Genomic DNA, 19,607 nt, shown 5'->3' with positions numbered 1-19,607 from the left:
TTCGCACCCCTGCGGACTCGACAAATTGCGGCAAGTGGTTCAGGTCGTAAAAAGGCATATTGATACTCGGATATGCGCATTAGACTATGTGTTGCCATCATCGAGTTGAGCACGGAAATGGCTGTCTCCCAACAAAATTGCAAAGGAGGGGAGGGCGGCAAATTCTCGGATGGGTTACGACTATCGACGGGCGGTGTCGTCTATTCGGAGTGCCGGACGATCGGGATGGTCCCAGCGGATGAAAAAGGTTGGGGCGCTGGGATTGTCGCGGTCGTGGTGGAGGAGGGCGGGGATGGTCCAGCGCTCATCGGGTGGGGTGCGGCGGTGCAGGGCCGGTTCGGACATGTCGAGGTGGACGGTCAGATCGAATTCGAGGCCGCGGCCCGCCAGCATGGGACCGGCGACGAACAGAACGGTGTCGGGGGCGGCGGTGCGGATGGAGGAGCGGGCCGAGCGGTCGCGGGCCTCGTCCCACAGCGCGGGGAGCCAGCGGGCGTCGTGGCGTAGCGCACCGATGACTTCGCGGTCAAGTGCGGCGTAGTCGAACCAGGCGGTGCGATAAGACATTTCGTCGGTGCGGCCGAATTCCATGCGGAGCGAGGCGGGGCGGATGTAGTCGTGCAGCGCGACGACCTCGGCGGTGCGTCCGGTGTCGCGCAGCGCGGTGGCGATGCGGTCCGCGATCCTGACGGGTTCGGCCGCGTCGGCGCCGTCGACGGCGACCAGCACCCGCCCGGGGAGCTCGCGGACGCGGTTGACGACGAATTCGACGAGGCCGTCCGGGCTGATCGGATCGAAATGCGGCACCGATCCATTCCATCAAACGTTGCTCGCGAACCCGGTTCTGGGCGGCGGACGCGGCCATTGCCGAGAGGTCACCGACAGGCCGCGTCGGCGCTCGGGATAATCTCGGCCCCATGGCGACAATCGAAGAGGCGCTGGAGATCGAGCGGCTCGAGCGGGACATCTTCCGTGGCGCGTCCACCAAGACCCAGCTCGTGCGCACATTCGGCGGACAGGTTGCCGGCCAGGCGCTGGTTGCGGCGGTACGGACGGTGGAGCCGCGGTTCCAGGTGCATTCGCTGCACGGCTACTTCCTGCGGCCCGGCAATCCGGAAGAGCGGACCGTGTACCTCGTCGAGCGCATCCGCGACGGCCGGTCCTTCTGTACCCGCCGGGTCACCGGCGTACAGGACGGCGCCGCGATCTTCACCATGTCGGCGTCGTTCCATATCGGTGACTCGGGTCCGCAACATCAGGACGAGATGCCGCCGGTACAGGGTCCGGATGAGCTGCCCGACGCCAGCACCACGATGAGTCCCGAGCGGCTGTGGGCGATGCGCGAATGGGAGCACTGGGATATTCGCACCGTGCCGCAGGATGTGGTGACCCGTCGCGACGGCGTCGTCTCCCCGCAGCAGGTGTGGTTCCGCTACCGGCATACGTTGCCCGACGACCCGGTCGTGCACGTCTGCACCCTCGCCTACATGAGCGATATGACCCTGCTCGGTTCCTCCAAGGTCACTCACCCGGACGAACCGACCCAGAACGCCTCGCTCGATCACGCTATGTGGTTCCTGCGTCCGTTCCGCGCCGACGAGTGGCTGCTTTACGACCAGTCCTCCCCGTCCGCTGGCTTCGGTCGTGCACTGACCGGCGGCAAGATCTTCAACCGCGCGGGTGAGTTGGTCGCGGCGGTTGTTCAAGAGGGCTTGATTCGGACATTGCGCGGGGACTGAGCGCCCAAATGCCACTTTTCCCAGGACTGGGAAATTCCGAACGGTCTGTATTTGTTCGGACGGCTCGTAGACTGCCGCGCAAAGAAGTCGCCGACCAGGAACGACGGTTTCAATGCGTCAAGAATGGAGGCAGGAATGTGGCTGTCGGGAGCTTTTCCTACCAAAACGGATCGGGCTATTCGGACCGGATCGATAATCCGGACGAGTACCGCACCTACAACATAGCGATCGGCCGGGGAGCGGCGGACAACCAGACGAATGCGACGGTCTGGCTGTACGCGCGCAGCGACGGTCAAGGGGATTCGATCTACCTCGATCCGGGCACCAGCACCTACGTGAGCACTGGCTACCAGAGCTGCAAATTCACCAGCTGACCCCGGCCGGATACCGTGAGCGTGGCCACAGCGGCGCGCCTCGTAAGCTCATGGCGTGAACGCATCGGTCGCCTCGCCCGCAACGGGCGCGCAGCACAGTCCCGACCGGCCGACCATCGGCGTGTTGGCCCTGCAGGGTGACGTGCGCGAACATGTCGCGGCGCTCGTGGAATGCGGTGCGCAACCGGTGCTGGTGCGTCGCGCGTCCGAGCTCGCCGCGGTGGATGCGCTTGTGCTGCCTGGCGGCGAATCGACCGCCATCAGCAAGCTGCTCGAGGTCTTCGAACTCCTCGAACCGGTGCGCGCGCGGCTGCGGAAAGGTATGCCCGCCTTCGGATCTTGCGCCGGGATGATTTTGCTCGCCTCCGAAGTGCTCGACACCCGACCGGATGCCGAGCATCTGTCCGGTATCGATATGACGGTGCGGCGCAATGCTTTCGGCCGTCAGGTCGACTCGTTCGAGACCGATCTGGAGTTCGCCGGGCTGACCGATGGCCCGGTGCGCGCGGTGTTCATCCGGGCGCCGTGGGTGGAGCGGGTCGGTGCGGGCGTCGAGGTGCTTGCGACTGTTCCGAGTGGACCGGCCGCCGGTCGCATCGTCGCGGTGCGGCAGGGCAAGGTGCTCGCGACATCGTTCCATCCGGAGGTCACCGGCGATTTGCGGGTGCACCGGATGTTCGTCGATCTGGTTCGCGGGGCCGACTAGTCGCCCTCAGGAATTCGCCGTAACCGGACGAGTAGGCTGGCAGAGTTGTCTACCCGGCCGGTGCGGGTACCGTGCGCACGATCAGACGTGCTGTCGACTGGAGGAAGTAGGGAATGAGCGGCCACTCCAAATGGGCCACCACCAAGCACAAGAAGGCGGGGATCGACGCGAAGCGCGGCAAGCTCTTCGCCAAGTTGATCAAGAACATCGAGGTGGCGGCCCGCACTGGTGGCAGTGACCCGGCGGGAAATCCGACGCTGTACGACGCCATCCAGAAGGCGAAGAAGTCGTCGGTTCCTAACGACAACATCGAGCGTGCCCGCAAGCGCGGCGGCGGTGAAGAGGCAGGCGGTGCCGACTGGCAGACCATCATGTACGAGGGTTACGGCCCCAATGGCGTCGCGGTACTGATCGAATGCCTCACCGATAACCGTAACCGCGCCGCGGGCGAGGTGCGGGTTGCGATGACGCGCAACGGCGGCAATATGGCCGACCCGGGTTCGGTTTCCTACCTGTTCCACCGTAAGGGCATCGTGACCCTGGAGAAGAACGGGCTGTCCGAGGACGACGTGCTGATGGCCGTGCTCGACGCGGGCGCCGAGGAGGTCAACGATCTCGGCGAGTCCTTCGAGGTCATCAGCGATCCGTCGGATCTGATCCCGGTGCGCAAGGCGCTGCAGGATGCCGGAATCGATTACGACTCCGCTGAATCCGGCTTCCAGCCCTCGGTGTCGGTGGCCGTCGATGTCGACGGCGCGCGCAAGGTATTCAAGTTGGTCGACGCGCTCGAGGACAGCGACGACGTACAGAACGTCTACACCAACGTGGACATCTCCGACGAGGTCGGCGCCCAGCTGGAACAGGACTGACTCGCGGATCGTCGCATCGGCCACTGTGGCGTCGTACAGAACGTCACTGCATCCGATGGTGGACATCTCCGATGAGATCGGCGCCCAGCTGGAACAGGACTGACACCGAACATCACCGACTGGTGCCTCGGGGCGGTCGCAGAGATGCGAACCGCCCCGAGTGCGTTTCGCACCGGGCGCGAACCGATTATTCCGCGATTCGGGTCCGATCGGACCACTCGTAGACGCGCAGCCGCCCCTCGGGCGTATCGGCCTCCCGATTGGTGACCTTGAAGTGCTCGTATCCGCCGCGGAATTCGACTTTGAGTTCGACGCCCGGCGGCGTGATCGGAACGATGCGAGCGGGCAAGTCTTTCGGCCCACCTTCTAGGACAGCCTTCGAAACATTGCTCATCCTTCGGATGGTAGGTCTCAGATGTGATGCACGCCACAAACGCGGCCGAACGGCGGGGTTGTCCTGGAGGAATTCCGATGGCGCAAACCCCGAGGTGGCGGCAGCCGAGCCCGATACGACCGATTGACGATTGCCGTCAGTTAGCTGATCTCGTTTTCTGGGTTTGGAGCAACTGATCGCAGCTGTCGATATCTGCGGTGTAACGATTGCGGTTCGATTGCTGATATGCGAATCGAGTGCCGCGACAGACCGCCGCGGCCGCCCGATCAGGCTCCTTGCGCACCGAGAACTTGTCCCGCCCGGAAAGAGACCAGCCACATGAGTCGATCCCTTGCCGACGAGCACCCCGGCGAGTCAACCGACCTGAACAGCACCTTCGCCCCGCTCGCGGTCGCGACCGGACCGATCCTGCTCATCGCCGCATTCGCGACGGTGAATCGGATGCCCGGCTGGGCTGCCGACTACGGCGCGAGCCTCGTGTACTTCGCGATTTTCCTATACGTGGCGATCGCGGGTCGCCTGACTTGGTGGGGCGCCGACATACTGATCAGCCACGGGCAAGAAAAGCTGACTGTCGTTCATGGCACCGTGAGCACCAATTTGCCTACAGTGCGACCGGTTTCGCCGAGTGCGTGCGCCTTCGCCGCCTCTTCGAGCGGGAAGACCCCGGCGACGGTCGGGCGCAGCGCCCCGGATTCGGCGAGTTCCGCGAGCGCGATCATTCCGGCGTGATCGTCCTCTACCAGCATGCGCACGGCCCGAACTCCCAATTGCTTCGCCTCGGTGCCCAATTCGGTCGCCCCGAAGGCGCGAAGCGAGACCAGTAGGCCGCCGGGGCGGAGCGCGCGCAGGGAGCGCAGACTGTTCTCGTCATCGATCGAATCCAGCACGACATCGATATCGCGGACCGTCGCGGCGAAATCGGTTGTGCGGTAATCGATCGTCTCGTCCGCGCCGATTTCGCGCAGGAATTCGTGGTTGGGCGCGCTCGCGGTGCCGATGACGTACGCGCCGCGCGTCTTGGCGATCTGAACGGCGAAGTGTCCGACACCGCCCGCTGCCGCATGGACCAGGATACGTTGTCCGGCTTGTAGTTTCGCGGTATCGACGAGGGCCTGCCAGGCGGTGAGGGCGGCCAGCGGGATCGCCGCGGCCTGAATGTGGTCCAGGTTCACCGGTTTCGGGGCGAAGGCGCGAGCGGGGCCGACTACGTATTCGGCGAAGGCGCCGTGTCCATACGGGTAGGGGAGCATGCCGAAGACCTCGTCGCCCGGCTCGAAAAGCGTGACGCCGATACCTGTGGCCACCACGTCGCCCGATACATCCCAGCCCAGCACGAACGGCGGTTCGCCGAGGAAGAGCCCGGAGGCGCCGCGATGCCGCCAATCAGTGGGGTTGAGACCGGCTGCTCGCATCCGGATGAGGATTTCGCCGGGGCCGGGCGTGGGGATGGGCAATTCGACTTCGGTCAGGACCTCGGGGCCGCCGATGACGTCTTGGCTGATCGCGCGCATGGTGGTGTCGTTCATGTCGTTCAGCCTGCCGTCGGCGGCAGCGCCAGAAAATGGCACGATTGCCAATATTCGATATGATCGCGCCATGGTCGCTACCTCGAATGGGCATTCGGCGCGACATCGGGTGGTCGTGCTCGCCTTGGCCGGGGTGTATCCGTTCGAGCTCGGCATCCCGAGCCGGGTCTTCGGCACCGCCGCGGAGCTGTACGAGGTGAGCACCTGCTCGATCGATGGCGCACCGGTGCCGAGCCGATCCGATTTCGCCATTGCCGTCCAGCACGACAGCCGAGCGCTGGCCAGCGCCGACACCGTCGTCATTCCGGCCTGCGATATCGATATGACGCTCAGTGGCGCACTGCCGCCCCCGGTGGCCGCGGCGTTCGCGCGTATTCGGCCCGGTACCCGGATCGTGTCGATCTGCACCGGGGCATTCGTGACCGCCGCCGCCGGATTGCTCGACGGTCGTCCCGCGACGACGCACTGGAATGTGGCCGACCTGTTCCGGCGCACCTTTCCACGGGTGCGACTGAATACCGATGTCCTCTACGTCGACGACGATGACGTGCTCACCTCGGCGGGCGCGGCGGCCGGAATCGACCTCTGCCTGCACCTGGTGCGCCGCGACCACGGCAGTGCGGTCGCGAATACGGTGGCGCGGCGCTGTGTCGTGCCACCGTGGCGGGACGGCGGCCAGGCCCAATACATCGAACAGCCGGTGCCGCCGTCGACCTCGGCGGGCACCGCGGCCGCCAGGCACTGGGCCTTGGAGAATCTCCGATTACCTTTGACCATGGACGATCTCGCCGCCCAGGCCCGAATGAGCAAGCGGACCTTCACCCGCCGCTTCCGCGAGGAGGTCGGCATGAGCCCGGGCCGCTGGCTCATCCAACAGCGCGTTTTCCGCGCCCGCCAGCTCCTCGAATCGACCGATATGACCGTGGATCGGATCGCGGGCGAGGTCGGCTTCGCCACCGGCAGCTCACTGCGCCAGCACCTGCACGATTCCATCGGCATATCCCCGCTGGCCTATCGCCGGACCTTCCGCGCCGAGTCCGCAGCACCGGCCGAAGTGCTGGGCTGAGCCGAAGGTCGATTCATCGACCGCGCAATCGGTTTCAGGTCGCGTCGGGCACCTGGAGACCGACGCGCGCGACGATCCACGGGAACGACGAGGTGAACGCGGCCGAGGCGAATTGCCAGGTGTGGCCGCCCTGGGTGGTGTGAATGGTGCAGTCGATGCCGACTTGATGTCCTGCGTCGCACAGCTTTTCGGCCGCGCCGACCTCACCGGTGTCGAAAACTCCATCGTGACCGCCCATTCCGACGTTGTCATCGTCGGCGGATGTGGTTCGCTGATGTGCGCCATGGGATCCCGGACCGGATTTGGGCGGGGTGAGATCGTCGAACAGCCCCGCCGTGCCGGTGTAAGGGCCGTGCGCGGCCATGACGGTGAGCGGGTCGAAGGCGGCCCAGCGGTTGGCATCGCCGCCGAAAAGCCTTCGGATCGTTTGTTCCTTATTGCCCGAGGCGGGGCCCAGATCGCCCGCGATATCGACGAAGGTGCGCACCAATTCGGGGTGCATGACCGCCAGATCGACCGCGCAGGTGCCGCCCATGGACCAGCCGACCACCGCCCAGTTCGCCGGATCCGCCGATGCGCCGAACCGAGATTCGAGATAACTGGGCACATCTCGGGTCAGATGATCGGCTGCATCGCCGCGCGGACCGTTCACGCATTCGGTGTCATTGTTGAAACTTCCGCTGGAATCGACGAAGACGAGGATCGGCGCACGGCCGCCGTTGGCAGCGGTGAACTTATCCACCTCGGGCATGATCTGGCCGCTGCGGATCCAGTCGGCGGGCGTATTGAATTCGCCGCCGATCATCATGACGACCGGCAGCGTCGGCGGCGCCGTACCGGCGAACCAGGCCGGTGGCAGGTACACGTATTCGGTTCGATGCGGAAAGCCGCTGGCCGCGTCCGGAATTTGCACCGGCACGATCTTGCCGGTGCCGACATCGGTATTGCGCAGTCCGGGCAGCGCATCGATATCGGTCTGATTCGGCAGCGGACCCGCGGTCAGCGCATTCCACGCCGACTGCACGGTGGGGTAGTAGCCCACCCATTGATTGAGCACGATGCCGGTGCTCAACAGTGCCAGCGGGATGGCGAGCACAGAGACACCGCGCCGCCACCACCTGGCACTGCGCCAACCGAGTGCGGCGACCGCGATCGCCGCGACCGCGACGCCGACACAGCCCCACAATTCGACCGGCGCCGGATCCGAGGCCAGCCCCTGATCGTTCACATACGCCCATGCGGCCACCGCACCCGCCGCGCCGAGCAGCACGCAGACCGGCAGCAGCACTAGCCGCCAACGCCGGGTCCGCCAGCCGATCGCGACGATCACCGCGGCCACCGCGACCAATTCGACGGTCACCGGGAGCCAGCCGTGCAGCAGCGATATGCCGTGGTGAAAGCCGTTCTGATAGTTCGGATTCAGATTCGCCGAAGGCAGCCGCGGTGGCGGTGGCGGCGTCACAGGAGTCGCGGGTGCGGCGAGCGGGGCACGGACTACGGGCACCTACGGCATTGTCGAGACCCTTCCTCGAGAGAACCTGTGAATTAGCTCCGATGAACCTGGGCGCCGCTGAAACGCTGGTCGATCGCAGGTCGATAACCGCACAGGTGAACCGGGCTCCGAACAGACTTGTCCGGTAAGGTCCAATAGCCGGTCGTGCAAGGATTCGGGAGGGTGCACATGACTTATCAACCACCGCCGCAGTACCCGGGTTATCCGGGGCAGGGGTATCCGGGCTACCCGGGTTATCCGCCGCAGCCGCCCAAGGGCAAGCCGGTATGGCCGTGGGTGCTCGGCGGTGTCTTCCTGGCGATCGTGCTCACGGTCGGCGGCTGCGTCGCGGTCTTCGGATCCATCGCCTACCGGATCGATAAGGAGTCGAAGAAGGAAACCTCGATCACCTACGAGGTCACCGGCTCCGGCACCGCCGATATCTCCTATAACAGTGGCGATTTGGATACCGCCGATGCCAACGATGCACCGCTGCCATGGACGAAGGCGGTGACCGTCACCGGATACGTCCGCACCGGCCGGGTGTCGGCGACGGTCAGCGGATCCAGCGGGGGCGCGGTGACCTGCCGAATCCTGCAGGACGGCAAGGTGATCGTCGAGGATTCGGACTCCGGCACCTACGCGTATGTGAGCTGCTACCACTTGTTCGACTAGCCGAATCCTGGACGGCCACCGTGTCGTTGGTGAACGGTAGCTGCCCCGTCCACTAGACTCTCGAACAGTTGTTCGTGCCTTCGAGAGGGGATCGTGTGCGGGTGATGGGCGTCGACCCGGGACTCACCCGGTGCGGCCTCAGCATCGTCGAGGGCGGGCTGGGGCGGAAGGTGACGGCGCTCGACGTCGACGTGGTGCGCACGCCCGCGGATATGGACTTGGCACACCGGCTGATGGGCGTCGCCGACGTCGCCGAACACTGGATGGATACGCATGAACCCGACGCGGTCGCGATCGAGCGAGTATTCGCCCAGCACAATGTGCGCACCGCGATGGGCACCGCCCAGGCGGGCGGAGTAATCGCGCTGGCGGCCGCGCGTCGGGGAATACCCGTGGCCTTTCACACCCCGAGTGAAGTGAAGGCCGCCGTCACCGGCAACGGCACCGCGGACAAGGCTCAGGTGACCGCGATGGTGACGCGTATCCTCGGCCTCCAGGTCGCGCCGAAACCGGCGGATGCGGCCGATGCGCTGGCACTGGCGATCTGTCATTGTTGGCGGGCGCCGCTGATGGCGCGGATGGCCGAGGCCGAGGCGCGCGCCGCCGAGGCGCAGCGGCGGTATACACAGCGGCTTGCCGAACAACGGAAGGTGGTGCGCGGGTGATCGCGTCGGTACGCGGTGAGGTGCTCGAGATCGCGCTCGATCATGTGGTGATCGAGGCGGCGGGCGTCGGCTACCGACTCAATGTCACCCCGGCGACGCTGTCCACGCTGACCCGCGGCGAGGAATCCCGGCTGTTCACGGCGATGATCGTGCGCGAGGATTCGATGACGCTGTTCGGATTCGCCGATACCGAATCCCGTGACCTGTTCGGCCTTTTGCAGACCGTATCCGGAGTCGGTCCCAGGCTGGCCATGGCGGTGCTCGCGGTGCTCGAGCCCGAGGCGCTGCGCAAGGCGCTGGCGGAGAGCAATGTCGCGGCGCTGACCCGGGTGCCCGGCATCGGTAAGCGCGGAGCCGAGCGCATGGTCGTCGAGTTGCGTGACAAGGTGAATCTCGTTCCGGTGCAGGCGGGCCCGCCCGGCAGCACACCGACGCCGGTGCTCACGCCGGTGCGCGAGCAGGTCGTCGAGGCGCTGGTCGGACTCGGATTCCCGGTCAAACAGGCCGAACCCGCGGTCGACGCGGTCCTCGCCGAGAATCCCGCCGCCGATACGTCGAAGGCGCTGCGGGCCGCGCTCGGCTCGCTGGGAAAGAATCGGTAAGAGGTCATGGATCAGGACTCCGACCCGGACGCCGAATCCCAGGTCAGCGCAAGCTATCTCAAGTCCGACGGTGATATCGAGGCTAGTCTGCGCCCGAAGTCCCTGGACGATTTCATCGGCCAGCCGCGCGTGCGCGAACAGCTCGCGCTGGTGCTGCGCGGTGCCAAACAGCGCGGCGGCACTCCGGACCATGTGCTGCTGTCCGGTCCGCCGGGTCTCGGCAAGACCAGTATGGCGATGATCATCGCCGCCGAACTCGGTACGGCACTGCGCATTACGTCCGGTCCGGCGCTGGAACGCGCGGGCGATCTCGCCGCGATGCTGAGCAATCTGGTCGACGGCGATGTGCTGTTCATCGATGAAATCCACCGGATCGCGCGGCCCGCCGAGGAAATGCTCTACCTCGCCATGGAGGATTTCCGCGTCGACGTGGTCGTCGGGAAAGGCCCTGGGGCGACCTCGATTCCGCTGGATATCGCGCCGTTCACGCTGGTCGGCGCGACCACCCGCTCCGGAGCGCTCACCGGTCCGCTGCGCGACCGCTTCGGCTTCACCGGCCATATGGATTTCTACGATCCCGACGAACTCCTGCGTATCCTGCAGCGCTCGGCCCATATCCTCGGTGTCACCATCGACCGCGATGCCGCCGCCGAGATCGCGGGTCGCTCCCGCGGTACTCCCCGCATCGCCAACCGCCTGCTGCGCCGCGTCCGCGACTATGCCGAGGTTCGCGCCGACGGCGTGATCACCCGTCCCATCGCCCAGGTCGCACTCGAGGTCTACGACGTGGATGCCCTCGGCCTGGACCGCCTCGACCGTGCGGTCCTCGGCGCGCTGGTCCGCAGCTTCGGCGGTGGGCCCGTTGGTGTTTCGACTCTCGCGGTCGCCGTGGGGGAGGAGGCCGCGACCGTCGAAGAGGTATGCGAGCCGTTCCTCGTCCGGGCGGGCATGGTGGCCCGCACCCCGCGCGGCCGCGTCGCCACCGCCGCCGCCTGGGAACACCTCGGCCTCATCCCCCCGCCCGATCTCGTCTTCGGCTCCATCGAAGTCCGCGGCCGCGAACCCCACCCAACCCTCGACCTCTTCGACTGACCCCCGCCGCCGGATCAAGATCAGGTGCCACTGGTGGCGGTGGCTTCTCGGGTGGGTTCCACCTGATCTCGAGCGCTCTGTGGGGCGAGCGCGGTTCAGCGGTGGTTGTTTTCGAGGGCGGTGACGACGAGGTCGAGGAAGGCGTCGACCTCGTCGCGGGCGTAGCCGCGGGTGCCGAGGCGGGCCTCGGTGAAGCGGACGGCGCGGACGTCGGGAATGGTCAGGCTGCCGGGGCCGCCGTGTGCGAGGGTGGCGGCGACGAGGTCCAGGAAAGCGTCTACTTCTTCGGTGTCGTAGCCGCGACGGCCGACCGCGGACTGGGTGAACTGCATGCGGTGCACATCGTCGGGGGTGAGCAGCGCGGACGGACCGGAACCATTGCCACCGGCGGGGACCGGCCGAGAGCCGCGCTGCCGGAATTCCAGTTCCACGCGGACCCGGTCCAGGAATTCGTCGACCTGATCGGCCTGATAGCCGCGGCCGCCGAAGCGCGGGGCGTCGAAGGCGACATGCCGGATATCGTCGGCGGTCAGCGCCCCATGACCGGCCAATGTCGCCGAGATCAGTTCCAGGAATGCGTCGACCTCATCGGCGTGGTAGCCGCGGTGCCCCACGGGTGGCATGGCGAAGTGGATTCGGCTCACGTCGTCGGGGGTCACCCGCGACATTGTTCCAGGGTCGCTGCCCTGCTCGCGTCGAATGCGGTTTTTTCGAACCAGGCGGTCTCTGCCGAACACGTGTTGCCCCTGTTGGCCGGTCGATCCGGGTCCCACCCTAGCCGCAATCGGCGCAGGCAGCCGCTGGAGATCTGCCGGATTTCAGTCCTTGCGCACGCCGTCGATCAGCAGCCGCCGGATCGCCTCGTTCAATTCCCGCACCGCGGTCTCGTCCGGATTGCGCAGCCCGTGCACGATGCCCGCGAGCAGCATGCCGGTCACCGCCTTGGCGGTGTACTTGGTATCGAGATCCGCACGCAGATAACCGAGTTCGACGCCGTGCGACAGATAGCCCGCGGTGAGCGCGTCAGCCATATCGAGCAGACCGTAGAGCCGGGTGGTGAGTTCGTCATCGATGCCGGTGGCGTGGAACAGCAGCAGTTGGGCGACCCGTCGGTCGTCCACGAGGATCCGGGTCAGCGCGGCGCCGATGCGATCGATCTGGGCGCGATATTCGTCAAGGGAGGTGGCGGCGTCGGGTGCGTTGTCGGTGCCGAGCGCCTCGATGATCCGGGTGGTCAGATCGTCGATAACCACGTCGATGATCTCGCGCTTATTGCTGAAGTACCGGTAGAAGGTGCCGTGCCCGATGCCCAATTCGTTGGCGATATCGGCGATGCCGGTTGCGTGATAGCCCTTCTCGGCGAAGCAGACGAAGGCGGTATCGATGATCTCGCGCCGCAGTTCGGCCTTGCGTCGCTGGATCGCATTTCCGGCCGCTGGGCGGGGCGCACGCGTGGATGGCTTCGTCACCTGTCCGATGATACGGTGTTCACAAACGGAATGATGTGTCATTCCGTGAGGAATGGTTCCTACATTCCCGATGGAATGTTGAAGCAGGAGGTTCGACGTGGCGCCTCAATACGACGCGGTCGTGGTCGGTGCGGGATTCGGCGGCATGGGAGCGGGTATCGAGCTCGACCGGCTGGGTCTGAGCAATTTCGTCATTCTGGAGCGCGAGGACGACCTCGGCGGCACCTGGCATGTCAATCACTACCCGGGGCTCGCGGTCGATATCGCCTCGGTGACCTACTCGTATTCCTTCGAGCCCAACCCGTATTGGACGCGCCTGTTCGCACCGGGCAAGGAGCTCAAGAAGTACGCCGCCCACGTCGCCGACAAGTACGGCCTGCGCCGCCGGATGCGTTTCGGCACCGTGGTGGACGGCGCCCGCTGGGACGAGGAGAACCAGCACTGGGTCGTGTCCATCGCCGGTGGTGAAACCCTCACCGGCCGTTACCTTCTCACTGCCACCGGCTTCCTGTCCCAGCCTTACACACCGCCGTTTCCCGGCATCGATTCGTTCGCGGGCAAGATCATCCACACCACCGCGTGGGAGGACGATTTCGACCTGACCGGTCGCAAGGCCGCCATCATCGGCACCGGCGCCACCGCCGTGCAGCTGATACCCGAAGCCGCGAAGAAGACCAAGGAACTCACCGTATTCCAGCGCACCCCGATCTGGGTGGTGCCGAAAATCGACACCGCGATTCCCGCGCCGGTGCAGCAGCTGTTCGCCAGGGTGCCCGTCACCCAGAAGGCCGCGCGGCTGGTCAACACCAGTCTGCTCGAGGCACTCATGGTGATCGGCGTGCTGCACTTCAAGCAGGCCAAGCCGCTGAATATGGCCGCGGGCGTACTCGCCAAGGCGCATCTGCGGGCGCAGGTGCGCGATAAGGAGATTCGCAAGCAACTCACCCCGCATTACGACTTCGGCTGCAAGCGACCCACCTTCTCCAATCAGTACTTCAAGACGTTCAACCAGCCCAATGTCCGGCTGGAGACCAACTCGATCGATCACATCGAGCCCGACGGCATCGTCACCGCCGACGGGCACAAGACCGAGATCGATACGCTGGTCCTGGCCACCGGCTTCAACCTCTGGGATGTGAACTTCCCGGCCATCGAGATCATCGGCCGCGACGGCGTCAACCTCGGAAAGTTCTGGCGCGACAACCGTTTCCAGGCCTACGAGGGCATCACCGTGCCGAAGTTCCCGAACTTCCTCAGCCTCAACAGTCCGTACTCCTACAGCGGCCTGTCCTACTTCACCACCATCGAAGCCCAGATGAAGCATATGGGCCGGTTGCTCGGTGAAATGTTCCGGCGTGGTGAGACGACCTTCGAGGTGACCGAGCAGGCCAATACCCGGTTCCTGGACCGCGTCACAGAGAAGTTGGGCTCCTCGGTGTTCTACGGCGGCGACTGCGCGACCGCGCGCAGCTACTACTTCAACCAGCACGGCGAGGCCGCGCTACTGCGCCCGACCAGCACCGTCAATGCCCACCGCGAGGCGGTCAGCTTCCCGCTCGACGACTACACCTACGGCAAGACCGCCTAGGCCGCGCGTTGCGCAGCCCCGCGACCGGCGCCCGGTCGCGGGGTTGCGTGCGGTTCAGGATGGGCTCGAAATCCGGATTCCGGGACGTCAAGGGTGTGCCGGTGTGGTGGTGACGACATGAGCTGGCAGACTGTTGGGGTAATAGCCCATTCCCACCCACAGACTAGGGACTGACTTCGACGATGGAACTTCTGTTTCCGCTCCTACTGGTAGCCCTGCTCGTGCCCATGTTCCTCGGTGTGCGCCGTCAGAAGCGCGAGGCCGAAAAGGTCACGTCCATGCAGGAAAGCCTGAAGGTCGGCGATCAGGTCACCACCACGTCGGGTCTGTACGGAACCGTGGTCGATCTCGACGACACCACGGTCGATCTCGAGATCGCCGAGGACGTCATCACCACGTGGTTGCGTCAGGCCATCCGCGATGTGCGCGCCGAGGACGAGACCACGGATGAGACCGTGACCGACGAGGCCGAGGCCGGTCCCGTCGAGGAGTCCGCGGAGCAGACCGAGACCCGGCTGACCAAGGACTGATCGGTTTACCGGCTCCCGAAGCGATTGCTTGCCGGTCGCTCGGAAGGGCCCGCCCGCGTGCCACAGATCGCCGCGGGCCATCCGTTCGGGTGCCCGGCCGTGCGCGCCCGCCTGTTCCACCCTCGACTTCCGCCTAGGAGATGACGAACTGTGCCACCTTCCCAGGGATCGGCGCATCCGCTCCGGTTGCTCGGCGTCTACGCCGTGCTGCTGGCCGTGATCTATGCGCTGGTGTTCTTCGCCGGTGATCATTCCCCGACCCCCAAACTGGGCATCGACCTGCAGGGTGGTACCCGCGTCACCTTGACTGCCCGCACCCCCGATGGCAGCAAGCCGAGCCAGGACAGCCTGCGCCGGGCGCAGACGATCATCGAGAACCGCGTCAACGGGCTCGGTGTCTCCGGCTCCGAAGTCGTCATCGACGGCGACAATCTGGTGATCACGGTTCCCGGTGACGACGGCGGCCAGGCCAAGGCGCTGGCGACGACCGCCAAGCTCTACATCCGTCCGGTGCTTTCCGCGGTGCCCGCGGTCGGCGGCAAGGCATCGGCACAGACCCCGGGTACCGCGGGGACGGCGACGCCGGGCACGGTCCCGGACACCACCCAGCTCAACCCCGACGGCACCGTGCCGACCCAGCCCGCGCCAACCACCGAGTCGGCGCCGACCACGGAGTCCGCACCCGCGGCGGAATCGACCCCGCAGCCGCGTGTGTTCCCCGCGCAGGCCCCGACCTCGCCGCCCGCCCCGCCCGGCGGTCTGACGCCGCAGGAACAGGCGAAGAAGGAGATCGCGGACGCCAAGGCGACCAGGCAGAGCACCGATGCCACGGTGCAGCAGGCCGCGATGGCCGCGATGGACTGCAATAAGGCCGATCCGCTCGCCGGTAACGACGATCCGAATCTGCCGCTGGTCACCTGCTCCACCGACGGCAAGGAAATCTTGCTGCTGGACAAGAGCCGCATCGACGGCCAGGAGATCAAGGACGCCACGTCCGGGCTCAATCAGCAGCAGGCGCGCCACGAGGTGAACCTCGAATTCAAATCCGGTGGTAGCGATGCCTGGGCCGCGCTGACCGGTGAATACATCAACAAGCGGGTCGCATTCGTACTCGACTCGAAGGTGGTCAGCGCGCCGGTCGTGCAGTCGGGTCCGCAGCAGGGCGGTCGCACCACCATCTCCGGTAGCTTCACCGCGGCCACCGCCAAGGAACTCGCGAACACCCTGAAGTACGGTTCGCTGCCGCTGTCGTTCCAGACCTCCGAGGCCGAGACGGTTTCGGCGACCCTCGGTCTGTCCTCGCTGCGCGCGGGTCTGCTCGCGGGTGCGATCGGTCTCGCGGTGGTGCTGCTGTACTGCCTGCTCTACTACCGGATGCTCGGCTTCCTCGCCGGATTCTCGCTGATCGCCTCGGGTGTCGCGGTATACGGCATCATCGTGCTGCTCGGCCGGTGGATCGGATTCACCCTGGACCTGGCCGGTATCGCCGGTCTGATCATCGGTATCGGTCTGACCGCCGACTCCTTCGTGGTGTTCTTCGAACGCATCAAGGATGAAATGCGCGAGGGTCGCAGCTTCCGTTCGGCGGTGCCGCGCGGCTGGCAGCGGGCCCAGCGCACCAACCTCTCCGGTAAGACCGTCAGCCTCATCGCCTCGGTGGTGCTCTACATCCTGGCCGCCGGTCAGGTGAAGGGCTTCGCGTTCACCCTCGGTATCACCACCGTCCTCGACGTGATCGTGCTGTACCTGGTGACCGCGCCGCTGATGATGTTGGCCTCGCGCTCCTCGTTCTGGGCGAAACCCTCGGTCAACGGGCTCGGTGCGATTCAGGAAGTGGCCAGGGAGCGCAGGGCAGGCGAGGCGCTGGTTAAGGAGACGGCACGATGACGAACTCGACCCTGGAGCCGTTCGCCGACGAGGTGAACGATCTCCAGACGCCCAAGCACAGCGTTTTCGAGCGCCTGTACACCGGTACCGGCGGATTCAAGATCGTCAGTCGGCGGCGTTTCTACTACGCGCTGACCGCGGCCTTCGTGCTGATCTCGTTGCTGAGCATCGGAATCCGCGGATTCACCCTCGGCATCGACTTCGCGGGCGGATCGCGCATCCAGTTGCCCGCGGCGGGAACGGCCACCACGCAGAAGGTCGAGGACATCTATTCCCAGACCATCGGCCACGCGCCGGTGACGGTGCAGAAGGTGGGATCCGGCTCCGCGGAGACCATCCAGGTCCGCTCGGACACGCTGAGCGCCACCCAGACCGACGCGCTGCAGACCGCGCTGTTCAACGCCTTCCAGCCGAAGGACAAGGACGGCAACGTTTCTCGCAATGCGATCAGCATCGCCGAGATCAGCGAGACCTGGGGTAGCCAGATCACCAAGAAGGCGTTGATCGCGCTGGTCGTGTTCATCGCGCTCACCATGGTCTATATCGCGATCCGCTTCGAACGGGATATGTCGATCGCGGCGATCGCCTCGTTGTTCTTCAACATGATCGTCACGGCGGGCATCTACTCACTGGTCGGTTTCGAGGTGACGCCCGCGGCGGTGATCGGCCTGTTGACCATCCTCGGTTACGTGCTCTACGACAATGTCGTCGTCTTCGACAAGGTCGAGGAGAACACCCGCGGTGTGGTCAATACGTCCCGGCGCACCTATGCCGAACAGGCGAATCTCGCGGCCAACCAAACCCTGATGCGTTCGATCAACACCACGGTCATCGGCATCCTGCCGATTGTCGGCATGTTGGTGATCGCGGTGTGGCTGCTCGGTGTCGGCACGCTCAAGGATCTCGCGCTGGTGCAGCTGGTCGGCATGATCGTCGGCGCGTATTCGTCGATCTTCTTCGCGGTGCCGCTGCTGGTGTCGATCAAGGAGCGGTGGGGTCCGGTCGCGGCACACACCAAGAAGGTGCTCAATAAGCGGGCCGGACTGGCATCGGCGCGGGCGGGCGCCGAAGCGGAGCGGCGCGCATACGCGGCGACCGGCCGGGAGCTGGGCGCGCGCCCCGTGCGCGAACCCGGGCAGACTCCGCGTCCGGGTGCCCGGCCGAGCGGAAAGCGGAACAAGCGCAGGCACTGACAGCCGACGGCAGGGGTTTGCATAGATGAAGCAGTCGCTAGCGTCACGTCTGATCGGAGCGGTGGCTGCGGGCACCGTGGCCGCCACGGTGGTGGTCGGATGCTCCAGTCAGAACCAGGTGCCCTCCATCGGCTATGCCGTCGACGCGGTGATCGCCAGCTACAACGGCGGCACCACGCTCGGTGCGAGCAGCGGCTCGGCCGCGGTGTTCGCGCGGGTGCTGACCGGGTTCTTCTACACCGGACCCGACGGTCAGCAGGTCGCGGACACCGATGTCGGCACCGCAAAAGAGGTGCCGGGCGAGGCGCAGACGGTGCAGTACCGGCTCAATGCGGACGGGGTGTACTCCGACGGGGTGCCGACCTCATGTGACGATCTGGTGCTGGCCTGGGCCGCGCGCAGTGGCCGCTACACCAAACCCGGTGATCGCGGCCAGGTTCCGCTCTTCGATGCCGCGAGCACCGCCGGATACGCCGATATCGAGCGGGTGGACTGTCAGCCCGGCTCCAAGGACGCCACCGTCGTGTTCCGCGCGGACCACCACTACCTGCCGTGGCGCAATCTTTTCACCACGGGGGAGCTGATGCCCGCGCATGTGGCGGCTCGGGTGGCGAATGTGCCGAATGTGGTGACGGCCGTGCAGTCCGGTGATCAGGCGTCGCTGCAGCGGATCGCCGACTTCTGGAACAACGGGTGGACGATCGGCACGGACAAGGTGGATCTTTCGCGGTTCCCGTCATCGGGCCCGTATCGGATCGATTCCTACTCCGCCAAGGACGGTCTGGTGCTGGTGGCCAATGAGCGCTGGTGGGGCAATAAGCCCGAGACCGGGCGAATCGTGGTGTATCCGAAGACCGCCGATCTGAAGGAGAAGGTGGGCGAGAATGCGGTCGGGGTCGTCGATATCGGCGCCGGATCGGTGAAAGACATCAATCTCGGCGGGTTTTCGGTGCGGACCGTGCCGGGGCGCGGTGCCGAACAGTTGGTGCTGGGTACTTCGGGTGTCTTCGCCTCGGCCGACGCGCGGCGCGGTTTCGCATTTTGTGTGCCGCGTCAGGACCTGTTCGACAAACTCGGCAAGGCCAAGGACGCACCGAAGACCGGACTCGGCACCGCGGTGCTGAATTCTCGTATCACACAGCAGGATTCGCTCTACTATCCGAACGTCATCGGCGCTGCCGACAAGTACCGCGGCGGTGATGCGACCGCGGCGGCTGCCGCCGGTGCGGCCAAGCCGACCATTCGGATCGGATATGTACAGCCGGACGATCGGCGCACGCAGACCGTGCAGATGATCGCGGACGCGTGCAAACCGGCAGGTATCAATGTGGTGGATGCCGGATCCGCCGATTTCACGCCGTCCCAGCTCACCGAGGGCAAAGTCGATGCCGTCCTGGGCAGCACCGGATCGGCCCCTGGTCCGGCCGGATCCGAGACCGGTGTTGTCGCTACCAGTGCGTTGCGCACCGGTAGCGGGCTCAATTTCGGTCGCTTCGGTAACGGCCGCTACGATTCGATCACCGATCAGCTTGCGGGCGACGACAACTCGACCGCAACGCTGAATCTGCGCACCGAAGCCGAGAACCTGCTGTGGGCGGAGATGCCGAGCATTCCGTTGTTCGTCACGCCCCGCACCATCGCGTTCGGCGACGGTTTGCGCAACGGCATAGCCGGGCCGACCCAGGCGGGTACCGGCTGGAACATGGACCGCTGGGTGTTGAAGCGGTGACAGGTGTT

Annotated in this window: 20 protein-coding genes; 14 read left to right on the top strand and 6 right to left on the bottom strand. The window is 65.7% G+C overall.

What is annotated here, in order from left to right:
- Positions 1 to 180: 180 nt before the first annotated feature.
- The gene (locus tag NA5_RS21740) at positions 181 to 807 is read right to left on the bottom strand and encodes a nucleoside/nucleotide kinase family protein (protein WP_062988900.1); all 627 of its coding nucleotides are present in this window, start codon (positions 805 to 807) and stop codon (positions 181 to 183) included.
- 110 nt (positions 808 to 917) lie between these two features.
- Between NA5_RS21740 and NA5_RS21735 the strand changes: the two genes are divergently transcribed.
- The 4 genes from NA5_RS21735 (at position 918) to NA5_RS21720 (ending at position 3,688) form a co-directional block, all read left to right on the top strand.
- Positions 918 to 1,739 carry an acyl-CoA thioesterase gene (locus tag NA5_RS21735; protein ID WP_062988898.1) on the top strand — a complete coding sequence of 274 codons (822 nt, stop codon included), beginning with the start codon at positions 918 to 920 and terminating at the stop codon, positions 1,737 to 1,739.
- 137 nt (positions 1,740 to 1,876) lie between these two features.
- Entirely contained in the window at positions 1,877 to 2,113 is a 237-nt protein-coding gene (locus NA5_RS21730; protein WP_062988896.1) for a hypothetical protein, read from the top strand.
- A 55-nt stretch (positions 2,114 to 2,168) separates the two neighbouring features.
- Positions 2,169 to 2,819 carry a pyridoxal 5'-phosphate synthase glutaminase subunit PdxT gene (gene pdxT / locus NA5_RS21725; RefSeq protein ID WP_062988894.1) on the top strand — a complete coding sequence of 217 codons (651 nt, stop codon included), beginning with the start codon at positions 2,169 to 2,171 and terminating at the stop codon, positions 2,817 to 2,819.
- Between the two features lie 113 nt (positions 2,820 to 2,932).
- A complete protein-coding gene (locus NA5_RS21720) occupies positions 2,933 to 3,688 on the top strand; it encodes a YebC/PmpR family DNA-binding transcriptional regulator (protein ID WP_062988892.1) in 756 nt (251 codons plus the stop codon).
- 187 nt (positions 3,689 to 3,875) lie between these two features.
- On the opposite strand, the gene NA5_RS21715 is transcribed toward NA5_RS21720, so the two are convergent.
- Both NA5_RS21715 and NA5_RS21710 read right to left on the bottom strand, forming a co-directional pair.
- Positions 3,876 to 4,082 carry a DUF5988 family protein gene (locus NA5_RS21715; protein WP_062988889.1) on the bottom strand — a complete coding sequence of 69 codons (207 nt, stop codon included), beginning with the start codon at positions 4,080 to 4,082 and terminating at the stop codon, positions 3,876 to 3,878.
- 578 nt (positions 4,083 to 4,660) lie between these two features.
- Positions 4,661 to 5,611, bottom strand: coding sequence for an NADP-dependent oxidoreductase (locus NA5_RS21710; RefSeq protein ID WP_062989093.1), 951 nt, complete (start codon positions 5,609 to 5,611; stop codon positions 4,661 to 4,663).
- A gap of 70 nt (positions 5,612 to 5,681) precedes the next feature.
- Between NA5_RS21710 and NA5_RS21705 the strand changes: the two genes are divergently transcribed.
- The gene (locus tag NA5_RS21705) at positions 5,682 to 6,677 is read left to right on the top strand and encodes a GlxA family transcriptional regulator (RefSeq protein ID WP_062988887.1); all 996 of its coding nucleotides are present in this window, start codon (positions 5,682 to 5,684) and stop codon (positions 6,675 to 6,677) included.
- A gap of 34 nt (positions 6,678 to 6,711) precedes the next feature.
- Here the strand turns inward: NA5_RS21705 and NA5_RS21700 are convergent, their stop codons facing one another.
- Positions 6,712 to 8,181, bottom strand: a complete 1,470-nt coding sequence (locus NA5_RS21700; protein ID WP_157110559.1) for an alpha/beta hydrolase — start codon at positions 8,179 to 8,181, stop codon at positions 6,712 to 6,714.
- 177 nt (positions 8,182 to 8,358) lie between these two features.
- On the opposite strand from NA5_RS21700, the gene NA5_RS21695 reads away from it, so the two are divergent.
- From NA5_RS21695 to ruvB, 4 genes are all read left to right on the top strand, one after another.
- Positions 8,359 to 8,844, top strand: a complete 486-nt coding sequence (locus NA5_RS21695) for an MmpS family transport accessory protein (protein ID WP_062988886.1) — start codon at positions 8,359 to 8,361, stop codon at positions 8,842 to 8,844.
- Between the two features lie 95 nt (positions 8,845 to 8,939).
- Positions 8,940 to 9,509 (top strand): crossover junction endodeoxyribonuclease RuvC, encoded by a 570-nt coding sequence (gene ruvC, locus NA5_RS21690; RefSeq protein WP_062988884.1) that lies wholly within the window; start codon positions 8,940 to 8,942, stop codon positions 9,507 to 9,509.
- Positions 9,506 to 10,111 (top strand): Holliday junction branch migration protein RuvA, encoded by a 606-nt coding sequence (gene ruvA, locus NA5_RS21685; protein ID WP_040692392.1) that lies wholly within the window; start codon positions 9,506 to 9,508, stop codon positions 10,109 to 10,111. Before ruvC ends, ruvA begins: the two co-directional genes overlap by 4 nt.
- Before the next feature lie 6 nt (positions 10,112 to 10,117).
- A complete protein-coding gene (gene ruvB, locus NA5_RS21680) occupies positions 10,118 to 11,203 on the top strand; it encodes a Holliday junction branch migration DNA helicase RuvB (RefSeq protein ID WP_062988882.1) in 1,086 nt (361 codons plus the stop codon).
- A gap of 95 nt (positions 11,204 to 11,298) precedes the next feature.
- On the opposite strand, the gene NA5_RS42875 is transcribed toward ruvB, so the two are convergent.
- Together NA5_RS42875 and NA5_RS21670 are read right to left on the bottom strand one after the other, a co-directional pair.
- Complete coding sequence (locus tag NA5_RS42875; protein WP_062988879.1) at positions 11,299 to 11,871, bottom strand: DivIVA domain-containing protein; 573 nt, start codon at positions 11,869 to 11,871, stop codon at positions 11,299 to 11,301.
- Positions 11,872 to 12,021: 150 nt separating this feature from the next.
- On the bottom strand, positions 12,022 to 12,672 hold the full coding sequence (locus NA5_RS21670) for a TetR/AcrR family transcriptional regulator (RefSeq protein ID WP_245672331.1): 651 nt from the start codon (positions 12,670 to 12,672) through the stop codon (positions 12,022 to 12,024).
- A 97-nt stretch (positions 12,673 to 12,769) separates the two neighbouring features.
- Here NA5_RS21670 and NA5_RS21665 point away from each other — a divergent pair, with 97 nt between their 5' ends.
- From NA5_RS21665 to NA5_RS21645, 5 genes are all read left to right on the top strand, one after another.
- Positions 12,770 to 14,260 carry a flavin-containing monooxygenase gene (locus NA5_RS21665; RefSeq protein ID WP_062988877.1) on the top strand — a complete coding sequence of 497 codons (1,491 nt, stop codon included), beginning with the start codon at positions 12,770 to 12,772 and terminating at the stop codon, positions 14,258 to 14,260.
- 182 nt (positions 14,261 to 14,442) lie between these two features.
- Positions 14,443 to 14,790, top strand: a complete 348-nt coding sequence (gene yajC / locus NA5_RS21660) for a preprotein translocase subunit YajC (RefSeq protein WP_062988875.1) — start codon at positions 14,443 to 14,445, stop codon at positions 14,788 to 14,790.
- Positions 14,791 to 14,940: 150 nt separating this feature from the next.
- Positions 14,941 to 16,677 carry a protein translocase subunit SecD gene (secD, locus tag NA5_RS21655; protein ID WP_062988873.1) on the top strand — a complete coding sequence of 579 codons (1,737 nt, stop codon included), beginning with the start codon at positions 14,941 to 14,943 and terminating at the stop codon, positions 16,675 to 16,677.
- Positions 16,674 to 17,870: a protein translocase subunit SecF gene (gene secF / locus NA5_RS21650; RefSeq protein ID WP_062988871.1), complete on the top strand. Its 1,197-nt coding sequence runs from the start codon at positions 16,674 to 16,676 to the stop codon at positions 17,868 to 17,870. The genes secD and secF overlap by 4 nt, the downstream gene beginning before the upstream one ends.
- A gap of 25 nt (positions 17,871 to 17,895) precedes the next feature.
- Positions 17,896 to 19,599 (top strand): ABC transporter substrate-binding protein, encoded by a 1,704-nt coding sequence (locus NA5_RS21645; protein ID WP_062988869.1) that lies wholly within the window; start codon positions 17,896 to 17,898, stop codon positions 19,597 to 19,599.
- The last annotated feature ends 8 nt before the right edge of the window (positions 19,600 to 19,607 follow it).

The organism is Nocardia anaemiae NBRC 100462 (assembly GCF_001612725.1).
Taxonomy (GTDB): Bacteria; Actinomycetota; Actinomycetes; order Mycobacteriales; family Mycobacteriaceae; genus Nocardia; species Nocardia anaemiae.
Note: the sequence above shows the minus strand (reverse complement) of the source record. Positions and strands in the feature narration are given on the sequence as shown.

What these genes read in the sequence shown, in the direction of transcription:
- NA5_RS21735 (WP_062988898.1), top strand. Translation starts at nt 918, where the DNA reads ATGGCGACAATCGAAGAGGCGCTGGAGATCGAGCGGCTCGAGCGGGAC.
- NA5_RS21720 (WP_062988892.1), top strand. Translation starts at nt 2,933, where the DNA reads ATGAGCGGCCACTCCAAATGGGCCACCACCAAGCACAAGAAGGCGGGG.
- NA5_RS21715 (WP_062988889.1), bottom strand. Translation starts at nt 4,082, where the DNA reads ATGAGCAATGTTTCGAAGGCTGTCCTAGAAGGTGGGCCGAAAGACTTG.
- NA5_RS21710 (WP_062989093.1), bottom strand. Translation starts at nt 5,611, where the DNA reads ATGAACGACACCACCATGCGCGCGATCAGCCAAGACGTCATCGGCGGC.
- NA5_RS21705 (WP_062988887.1), top strand. Translation starts at nt 5,682, where the DNA reads ATGGTCGCTACCTCGAATGGGCATTCGGCGCGACATCGGGTGGTCGTG.
- NA5_RS21695 (WP_062988886.1), top strand. Translation starts at nt 8,359, where the DNA reads ATGACTTATCAACCACCGCCGCAGTACCCGGGTTATCCGGGGCAGGGG.
- ruvB (WP_062988882.1), top strand. Translation starts at nt 10,118, where the DNA reads ATGGATCAGGACTCCGACCCGGACGCCGAATCCCAGGTCAGCGCAAGC.
- NA5_RS42875 (WP_062988879.1), bottom strand. Translation starts at nt 11,871, where the DNA reads ATGTCGCGGGTGACCCCCGACGACGTGAGCCGAATCCACTTCGCCATG.
- yajC (WP_062988875.1), top strand. Translation starts at nt 14,443, where the DNA reads ATGGAACTTCTGTTTCCGCTCCTACTGGTAGCCCTGCTCGTGCCCATG.
- secF (WP_062988871.1), top strand. Translation starts at nt 16,674, where the DNA reads ATGACGAACTCGACCCTGGAGCCGTTCGCCGACGAGGTGAACGATCTC.
- NA5_RS21645 (WP_062988869.1), top strand. Translation starts at nt 17,896, where the DNA reads ATGAAGCAGTCGCTAGCGTCACGTCTGATCGGAGCGGTGGCTGCGGGC.